The 8,607-nt window shown below is 73.0% G+C and carries 11 protein-coding genes; 7 read left to right on the top strand and 4 right to left on the bottom strand.

Features of this window, described 5'->3' with window-relative positions:
- Positions 1 to 41: 41 nt before the first annotated feature.
- Positions 42 to 1,352 (bottom strand): hypothetical protein, encoded by a 1,311-nt coding sequence (locus ACWER9_RS31240; protein WP_452305229.1) that lies wholly within the window; start codon positions 1,350 to 1,352, stop codon positions 42 to 44.
- A gap of 295 nt (positions 1,353 to 1,647) precedes the next feature.
- Positions 1,648 to 2,529 (bottom strand): hypothetical protein, encoded by an 882-nt coding sequence (locus tag ACWER9_RS31235; protein ID WP_452305228.1) that lies wholly within the window; start codon positions 2,527 to 2,529, stop codon positions 1,648 to 1,650.
- A 164-nt stretch (positions 2,530 to 2,693) separates the two neighbouring features.
- Between ACWER9_RS31235 and ACWER9_RS31230 the strand changes: the two genes are divergently transcribed.
- The 5 genes from ACWER9_RS31230 (at position 2,694) to ACWER9_RS31210 (ending at position 5,129) form a co-directional block, all read left to right on the top strand.
- Entirely contained in the window at positions 2,694 to 2,885 is a 192-nt protein-coding gene (locus tag ACWER9_RS31230) for a hypothetical protein (protein ID WP_157563577.1), read from the top strand.
- The gene (locus tag ACWER9_RS31225) at positions 2,882 to 3,244 is read left to right on the top strand and encodes an Asp23/Gls24 family envelope stress response protein (RefSeq protein WP_452305227.1); all 363 of its coding nucleotides are present in this window, start codon (positions 2,882 to 2,884) and stop codon (positions 3,242 to 3,244) included. The genes ACWER9_RS31230 and ACWER9_RS31225 overlap by 4 nt, the downstream gene beginning before the upstream one ends.
- A gap of 1 nt (position 3,245) precedes the next feature.
- Positions 3,246 to 3,767, top strand: coding sequence for a DUF6286 domain-containing protein (locus ACWER9_RS31220; protein ID WP_452305226.1), 522 nt, complete (start codon positions 3,246 to 3,248; stop codon positions 3,765 to 3,767).
- Entirely contained in the window at positions 3,764 to 4,324 is a 561-nt protein-coding gene (locus ACWER9_RS31215; RefSeq protein WP_452305225.1) for a hypothetical protein, read from the top strand. The genes ACWER9_RS31220 and ACWER9_RS31215 overlap by 4 nt, the downstream gene beginning before the upstream one ends.
- 79 nt (positions 4,325 to 4,403) lie before the next feature.
- Positions 4,404 to 5,129: a helical backbone metal receptor gene (locus tag ACWER9_RS31210; RefSeq protein ID WP_452305230.1), complete on the top strand. Its 726-nt coding sequence runs from the start codon at positions 4,404 to 4,406 to the stop codon at positions 5,127 to 5,129.
- 42 nt (positions 5,130 to 5,171) lie between these two features.
- Here ACWER9_RS31210 and ACWER9_RS31205 read toward each other — a convergent pair whose 3' ends face one another.
- Positions 5,172 to 6,128, bottom strand: coding sequence for a TerC family protein (locus ACWER9_RS31205; protein ID WP_452305224.1), 957 nt, complete (start codon positions 6,126 to 6,128; stop codon positions 5,172 to 5,174).
- Positions 6,129 to 6,319: 191 nt separating this feature from the next.
- Between ACWER9_RS31205 and ACWER9_RS31200 the strand changes: the two genes are divergently transcribed.
- The gene (locus tag ACWER9_RS31200) at positions 6,320 to 6,712 is read left to right on the top strand and encodes an FKBP-type peptidyl-prolyl cis-trans isomerase (RefSeq protein ID WP_452305223.1); all 393 of its coding nucleotides are present in this window, start codon (positions 6,320 to 6,322) and stop codon (positions 6,710 to 6,712) included.
- A gap of 136 nt (positions 6,713 to 6,848) precedes the next feature.
- Here the strand turns inward: ACWER9_RS31200 and ACWER9_RS31195 are convergent, their stop codons facing one another.
- Positions 6,849 to 7,235 (bottom strand): STAS domain-containing protein, encoded by a 387-nt coding sequence (locus ACWER9_RS31195; protein ID WP_452305222.1) that lies wholly within the window; start codon positions 7,233 to 7,235, stop codon positions 6,849 to 6,851.
- A gap of 249 nt (positions 7,236 to 7,484) precedes the next feature.
- Here ACWER9_RS31195 and ACWER9_RS31190 point away from each other — a divergent pair, with 249 nt between their 5' ends.
- A complete protein-coding gene (locus ACWER9_RS31190; protein WP_452305221.1) occupies positions 7,485 to 8,501 on the top strand; it encodes an SMP-30/gluconolactonase/LRE family protein in 1,017 nt (338 codons plus the stop codon).
- The last annotated feature ends 106 nt before the right edge of the window (positions 8,502 to 8,607 follow it).

Genomic DNA, 8,607 nt, shown 5'->3' with positions numbered 1-8,607 from the left:
CAAGACGGTCACCGTCACCGGTGAGGCGACCGCGCGTGCCATCACCGCAGCCCCGTAGGAAGGAAGGCAGCCATGCCCGCATCGGGTGGGTCCGCCGAGTCGAAGGCGGGGGTCTGGTTGGCCCGCTCCATCATCGGCAGACGGTGCGACCCGTCACCGGCCCAGACGGAGCACTGGGCGGTACCCGACTCCGGCAGACCCGGAATCTGGATCGTCACCTCGTCGGGCTGTGCGCCACCGCGGCCGTCCTCGGTCGCCACGAAGAACGCGGGCACCTCCTGCGGCTCCGGCGGAGCGGTCAGGCTGTCCAGCATCCGGCAGGCGGTGTGGAAGTGACCACGGACCAGGCCCTGGTCGTTGAGGAGCGAGCTCTCCACGTAGTAGCCACCCTGACCGGCGGCCAGGAAGCGGTCCCGGACCAGGTTGCGGGTGCTGACCCGCAGGGTGAAGGGCTGGTTCTGACCAACCTGCTCGGGGAACTGGGTGATCAGCAGCGACGGGTTGGTGGCCGCCGCGCCGACCTCACCGAACTCGGTGCTCACGCAGCGGTTGCCGTTCTGGAAACCGTCGTGCGGCTGGAGCCGGCTCTCGTCGCAGTCGTTGGCGAGCACGCCGAGCCCGGCGCCCGGCGCGGTGCCGCCACCGTTGTTCCCGCCACCGTTGTTACCACCGCCGTTGTTGCCGCCGCCGTTGTTGCCACCACCGGGGGTGGTCGTGGGACTGGTGCCGCCGCCCGTGTTGCCGGTGGGCTGCACCTGGCACTCGGCGAGCTGCGCGAGGCCCTGCGGCCGGGGTCCGGCCCGGTCGATGGCGGTGGTGATCCGGTCCAGCACCGCACGCCGCTTGCCGGCCAACGGCTGGAGGATCGCGTTGCGGATGAACGCCTCACCCTTGTTGCCCTCGGCCGCCAACCGGCGGTCCGCCTCGGCGATCTGAGTCTGCAACTGGGCCAGGTTGCGGTCCACCTCGGCCCGCGCCCGGTCCGGCACCTGCGGCAGCTTGGACGCCACATCCGGGCAGGCGATGGCCGTACCGGTGCCCACCGTGCCGTCCTTGCCGTCCTCACACTCGGGGACCGACTGCTGTCCGTCACCCCAGTGATTGCGCACCCACCGACCGTTCTGCCAGGTCCGGCTGGTCGAACCGCCACCGGTCGGCGCGGTCGCGCCGGGGCTCGGCTCCACGCACTGCCCGGCAGCCGGACGCGGCTTATTGGTCCGCCGGTCCTGGGCCGACGAAATCTGAGTCACGGCGACAACTCCGCCGAAGACCGCGAGCGTGCCGACAACTGCCAGCAGACGCTTGCTCCGCGCGTTGCCGGAAGGCCGGCGCGCCCGAGTGGACCTGCGCATCGAATTGCTCTCCTTCTCGATCCGGTACTGGATTTCTGCCCTCGGCGGACCGACGGATGTGAGGTGGCACGCCGCGGCGGTTACCCGCCGTGACCCGCCCGGTAATGCGTCGATGGCCGACGATGCCCTTTCTGCACCGTCTCCCGCGCCCAGCGGACGCGGATGGGGAGATCCTGTTCATTCGCGCAGGAGTACGGGGTGGGGACCGGGAAGGTTCAACTGACTCACAGAAAATTGCTGCGCGCCGGGACGGAGCCGGCGCGCGGCAGGGATCAGCAGGTGGAACGGGCGCGGATCAGTCGGCGCAGAGGTGGTCGAAGGCGAACCCGCCGACCAGTTCGTGGCGACGCTGACTCAGCGCGGCGATCTGCGCGGTCCACTCAGCGCGGGGCAGCAGGTCCGCGACGGCGTTCTCCCGCAGCCGCTCCCCCACGGCGACGGTGGCGAGGTCCTCGGCCAGCCGGGCCGCGTCGACGCCACAGGAGAAGCGGTGTTCGGTGACCGAGACCCGCTCGACCAGGCACGCGTCAGGGCGCACCTGCACCCAGCTCCATCCCTGCGCCGGCCCGTCCACCCAGCGGACGTGCAGCCCGCGCACGATCGGGTCGGCCACCCGCCCGGCCACGTACGCCTCGACCGCCGCCGCACGGGTCAACGCGCCGAGGTCGTTCACCGGCCCGGTGCGCCCGTCCGGCAACCGGCCCAGGATGTCCCGGAAACCCACAGGTGGCGGTTCGGTCCCGGCGGCGCCGTCCCCGGTGCCGCCGGCGGCGTAGGCGCGCGCGTCGATCACGTACTCGACCAGACGGCGGCCGTGCTCGACGGCCCGCAGGGTCGGCGAACCGATCCGCAACACGGGCAGGCCGGCGGCCGCACTCACGGCGTCCTTGAGCCGCTCCACACGCTGCTCCGCCGAGCCGGCGGACGGCACCGGGCCGATCTCCACGGCGACGACCGGTCGGCCGGTGTCGACGGCGTAGACGACGTAGTCGAAGCTGGCACGGCTCGCCGAGGTCCACTGGCTGCCGGTGACACCGGGCGGGCGGCCGTGGACCAGGTCACTGAGCCGGCGTGCCGACAGGATCCGGTGGCCGGCGCGGCCGAGCGGCTCGTCGCGCCCCGTTTCGGCGGGCACCGCCCGCAGCCAGCCGCGCTCGTCGCTCCCGATGCTCGTCATCTGCCTGATCCATCCGCCGGTCGGTCGAGCCGGGCCGAGTCTAGGTGGTCGATCATGGGCCACCGACTTCCGATGTGACCGGGATCACAGCAGGGTCGACGTTCCAGCAATGGCCACCGGGTGTATCCAGCCACCGCCGGTACTGGACCGCTCCGGAGGTGACCATGTCCCGACAGCAGTTCGGCTTCCTCGCCGGGTTCCTCGCCGTGGCGGTCTGGGCACTCGCCGGCATCGGCGTGGCCGCCCTCGCCGTGCTCGCCGGCCTCCTCGGCTGGCTGGTCGTCCGGGTGCTCGACGGCGACCTCGCGGTGACAGGTCTCGGAGACCGCCGCGCCGACGCTCGGCGACGCCGATGACCACCCGCCCGTCGACAGGGACGAGACCCGGCAGCGGCCTGACCGGCTCGGTGACCCGGCCGGAGGACGCGGCGGACGTCGCGCGGATCGCGGCGCAGGCCGCCAGCCTCGTACCGGGCGTGTCCGTCGTCCGCCCGGCGGCGGTCCGCCTGGATGACAGGTCCGTCGGGCTCGACCTGCACCTGATCACCTGGTACGGACACAGCGTGCCGACGATCGCCGAGACGGTTCGGGCGGTGGTCGCCGATCGGGTGACCGCCCAGACCGGGCTCAGCGTGGCGGTGGTGACCGTCACCGTGGACGACCTGCTCGTCCCCGGCGTCGACTCCTCCGGAGCCACCGCGCCGGAGGACGGTTGAGGTGCGCACCGCCAACCGGCTCGCCTCCCTGCTGCTGGCCACCGCCCTGCTCATCGGCGGTGCGGCGGTGGCAGTCCAGGCGCTGCTGCTCACCCTGCACCGTTCGACGCCACTGGACACCGATCGCTGGTTCGACGCGCTGGGCGACACCCGGTGGGGCGACCCCACGGTCCGCGCCGTGGCCGGCGGAGCCCTCGTGTTCGGCCTGGCGCTCCTCGTCGCCCAACTGCGCCGCTGGGCGCCGGTCCGGCTGCGCACCGACGCGCACGACGGCTGGTACCTGCACCGGCGCGGTGTGGAGCGACGACTCGCCAACGCCGCCAGCGCGGTGCCGGGTGTCCGCCGCGCCCGGGTCCGGCTCCGACCGCGCGGCGACACATGGCGTCCCCGGATCCGCGCGACCGGCGACCCGGCGGCCCGAGCGGAGATCGAGTTCGCCGTACGGCAGGAGTTGCACCGCCTCACCGCGCCCCGCCCCGCCCGGATCGAGGTCCGGCTGGTGCCTCGCCGGCGGCCGGCATGACCAACGCCGGGCACCGGCTCCTGTGGACCATCATCGCGCTGCTGCTCGTGCTGGGCGGCGCGGCGACGCTGGCGACAAGCCTCGGCACGATGCCCGGCGCGGACCCGGCGGCGGTGCTGCTCAGCGCCGAGCTGGTCGACCGATGGCGGAGCGCCGCGCCGTGGAGCACCCTGGCCGCGGCGGTCGCCGGGGCGCTGTTCGCGCTGGCCGGTCAGCGCCTGCTGGCCCGGGAACTGCGCGGCCCCGGCGGTACGCTGCGCGGCATCCTGAGCCACCCCGGACGCCGTCCGGGCCGAACCCGGCTGCCCGCCGACGTTCTCACCGACGCGCTGGTACGCGACCTGACCGGCAACCCCGGCGTGCGCCGGGCCCGGGTAGTGCTCACCGGCGCGCCACCACACCCCGACGTGTGGATCCGGGTGGACCTCACCGCCGACGCGCCGACCGCCGGCGTACGCGAGCACGTTCGCGGTGCGGTCCGCCGGTTCGCGGCGACGACCGACTGTCAGCCCGCACACCTCGACGTGACCGCCCGTATCGAGCCCGGCCACCCCTGACCCCACGCCGGCCGAAGGGCATGATCGGTGCACGGGTGGCGAACGGATCGGTGCACGGGTGGCGAACGGAGGTACGCGGGTGCGGGTGGTGTCGCTGGTGCCGTCACTGACCGAGGCGGTGGCGTCGACGCTGCCGGGAGCGCTGGTGGGGGCCACCGACTGGTGCAGCCACCCGGTCGGGCTCGACGTCGCCCGGGTCGGCGGTAGCAAGTACCCCGACCTGGACCGGGTTCGGGCGCTGCGACCGGATGTGGTGCTGCTCAATGTGGAGGAGAACCGCCGGGCCGACGCGGAGGCGCTGCGGGCGGCAGGCGTGCCGGTGCGGGTCACCTATCCGCGGACCGTCCCCGGCGCGCTGACCGAGCTGGGCGAGCTGCTGACCGAACTCGGTGCGTCGGCGGAGCCGGCCTGGTTGGAGGCCGCCCGCCGGGCGTGGGCCACGCCACCCCGGCTGGCGCCCGGCCGCCGCGCGGTGGTGCCGGTCTGGCGTCGGCCGTGGGTGGTGCTCGGCGGTGACACGTTCGCCGGTGACGTGCTGCGCCGCCTCGGCGTGGTCAACGCCTACGACGAGCATCCCGAGCGTTATCCCCGCCCGTCCCTCACCGAGTTGCGCGAGCAGGAGCCCGACCTCGTGGTGCTGCCCGACGAGCCGTACCTGTTCACCGCCGACGACGGGCCGGAGGCGTTCCCCGGCGTACCGTGCGCTCTGGTCTCCGGGCGGCACCTCACCTGGTACGGCCCATCGTTGGCCGAGGCGCCCACGCTCCTCGCCGACCAGCTGTCCCGGCCGGTGCTTGTCGGCTGACCCCGACCTGCCGATCCGGCGCTCAGCCGTCGGCGCGGCGGCTCAGCCGTCGGCGCGGCGGTGGGCGGTCAGGGTGCTGGCGCCGATCGAGACCGCCAGGGTCAGCACCACCACGGCGAGGGTCAACCAGACCGGCAACTTGCCCACCGGTGTCTCGGCGAGAATCAGCTTCAGCCCGGCGAAGGCGAGCAGCAGCGCGAGCCCGTACCGCAGGTAGTCGAAGTGTCGCAGCAGCCCGGCAAGGCAGAAGTAGAGGCTGCGCAGCCCCAGGACGGCGAACGCGGTGGCCGTCCAGACGAGGAAGGTGTTGGTGGTGATGGCGAGGATCGCCGCCACCGAGTCGATGGCGAAGACCACGTCGGTGGCTTCGATGGCGACGAGCGCCACCAGCAGCAACGTCGCCACGCGCCGGCCGGCCACCCGGGCGGTGAAGCGGTCGCCGTGGTAGCGGGCGTCGGTGGGCACCAGCCGCCGGAACAGCCGGACCACCACGTTGCGTTCCGGGTCGACGTCCGGCTTGCCGCGTACGGCAAGGCGCCAGCCGGTCCAGATCAGGAACGCCCCCAGCACGAACCCGGCCCAGGTGAGCCGGTCCAGCAGCCCGGCGCCGGCGAAGATGAACAGCAACCGGAACACGAGCGCGCCCACGACACCCCAGAACAGCACCTTGTGCTGGTAGCCCGGCGGCACCTGGAAGTAGCCGAAGAGCAGTGCGAAGACGAACACGTTGTCCACCGAGAGGGCCTTCTCCAGCAGGTAGCCGGAGAAGTACGCGATGGCCGGGTCACCGCCGAGGCCCCACCAGACGACCAACCCGAAGAGCAGGCCCGCGCCGATCCACACGGCGCTCCACACCAGCGCCTCGCGCAGCTCGATGACGTGGTTGTCGCGGTGCAGGAGCACGTCCACGGCGAGCATCACCGCGATCACCGCGCCGACCGCCGCCCAGGCCCACAGCGGAACCGCGACCGTCGCCTCAGCCACCGACGCCCTCCGCATCGACCACGGCGCACCGCCCGTCACCGGGCCGACCGGCCCTTTCTGAGCGTAGGTGACCACCCGACCGGGCATCTGCGGTCCGACGAAGTCGCTGCGGAGCAGGTGGTGGGTCCGCCGCACATCGGTGACGGGTGATCCGGCAGGATCGACGGTGACCGGACACATCACCCAACACGGCAGGAGATCCCCGCATGAACCAGGCAGCAGGCGCCCAGTCGGGCAAGCCCGAGGTTGGTCCGATCGAGGGTGCACCGCCGGCCGACCTCGTGATCGAGGACATCACCGTGGGCGACGGCCCGCAGGCCGAGCCGGGCCAGCTGGTCAGCGTGCACTACGTCGGCGTGTCGCACTCCACCGGCGGCGAGTTCGACTCGTCCTGGAACCGGGGCGAGGCGTTCGACTTTCCGCTCGGCGGCGGTCAGGTCATCGCCGGCTGGGACCAGGGCGTCGCCGGCATGCGGGTCGGTGGTCGTCGCCGCCTGACCATCCCGCCGCACCTGGGGTACGGCGACCGGGGCGCCGGTGGCGTCATCAAGCCGGGCGAGACGCTCGTCTTCGTCGTCGACCTGCTCGGCGTGAGCTGACCCATCGTTGGGGTCGCCGGCCCACGCCGGCGGCCCCAACGCCGCGCCCGGTCACGACGGGTTGCCACCACCTCGTCGGCCCGGTCAGGCCGCCAGTTGCTGCGGTCAGGTCGCCAGTTGCAGCCAGTGGCCGCAGTCAGGCCGCCAGTTGCAGGTCGGTGGTCGCGGTCACCGGCCGACGCGCGGGCGCGATCGGCGAGGCCAGCTCAAGGATCGGCATCACACGGTGCAGCCCGCTGACGCGCAGCACCCGCGCCACCACCGGGCTCGGGTCGACCAGGACCAGCTCGCCACCGCAGGCCCGCACCCGCAGGTGCGCGGCGAGCAGCGTGCGAACACCGGCGGCGGAGAGCAGCCGCAGCCCGGACAGATCCAGCTGCAACACCGGGCGTGCCGGCGCCGACCACAGCGCAGACCGGAACGCGGCCACCGTGGCGATGTCGACCTCGCCCGCCACCCGCATGAGGACCATCTGGTCACCCACGCTGACCTGCACGTCGAGCCGGTCGCTGCGCTCTTCCATGAGGAGAAATCTAGCCCCCACCACCGACACTTTCGCCCCTCCGCGGAGTGATTCCGGGTACGCCCAGGGGCATACCCTGAGCCACTCCACCTCCCTCTCGGGGTGGAGTCGGGGGCCAGAGAGGCTCGTCACCCCGCGTAGTGGTCCACTCCGGGTCACAGATGTGCGGACGGACACCCCCACCGTCGCACGGCACGCCGTGCGGGTGCGGAGCCCGGAGTCGACCGGGACCGGGTGGAGAATAGGTCGATGCTGATCCCCCGGCCCCGGCCGCCCCGGCTGATCCGTCCGGTCCGCGAGCCGGCCACCAACCCGCCGGCACTGGCCGGGCCCTGGGCCCCCATCGACCGCCGGCTCGACCAGGCCGAGTTGCTGCCACTCCCCGCCGGCGCCGTCGGCCCCGAGGACGTGCTTGTCGACGGGTCCGGGCGGGTTGTCAGTGGCGACGAGGACGGCCGGCTCTGGTGGTGGCCGGTCGACGCGGCGGCCGGCACCCGACCCCACCTGCTGGCCGAGACCGGCGGCCGGCCGCTCGGCATCGAACTGGACCCGGCCGGCGAGGCGCTGGTGGTCTGCGACGCGTACCGCGGGTTGCTGCGGGTCACGCCGGACGGCGCGGTACGCGAGCTGACCGGGACGGCACCTCCGGTGCACCTGGCCAACAACGCGACGGTGGGCCGCGACGGCACCATCTACTTCACCGACAGCTCCGACCGGTTTCCGGTCTCACACTGGAAGCGGGACCTGCTGGAGCACCGCCCCAACGGTCGGGTGCTGGCCTACCACCCGGGCAGCGGGCGCACCGAGGTGGTGACCGACGGCCTCTACTTTCCCAACGGGATCGCGCTGACCCCGGACGAGTCGGCGCTGATGCTCGTCGAGACCAGCACCCACCGGCTGTTGCGGGTCGAGCTGAGCGGCGGTGTACAGGTCCTCGCCGACCTGCCCGCGTACCCGGACAACCTCACCTCGGTGGGCGACGGGACGTACTGGATCGCGCTGCCCAGCCCACGGGTGCCGATCGCCGAACGGCTGCTGCCCCATCCGCGGCTGCGTCAGATCGCCGCCCTGCTGCCCGACCGGATGCAGCCGCAGCCACGCCGCTACGGGCTGGTCGCGCTCGTGGACGACGCGGGCGCGGTCCGCCGGACGCTGCACGGCCCGAACGGGCACTACTCGATGATCACCGGGGTACGCCAGCACGGCGACCACCTCTGGCTGGGCAGCCTCACCGGCCCCGGCGTGGCCCGCGTACCCCTGGCCTGATCCGATCCCCACCCCCGACCCCACCCCGACCCCGCTGCGCCGATCTTGCACTTTCTGTCGCCGACATGCGGGGAATGTCCCCACTGTCGGGACAGAAAGTGCAAGA

The organism is Micromonospora sp. NPDC003944, from assembly GCF_053605225.1.
This window is presented reverse-complemented; position numbering and strand designations above follow the sequence as displayed.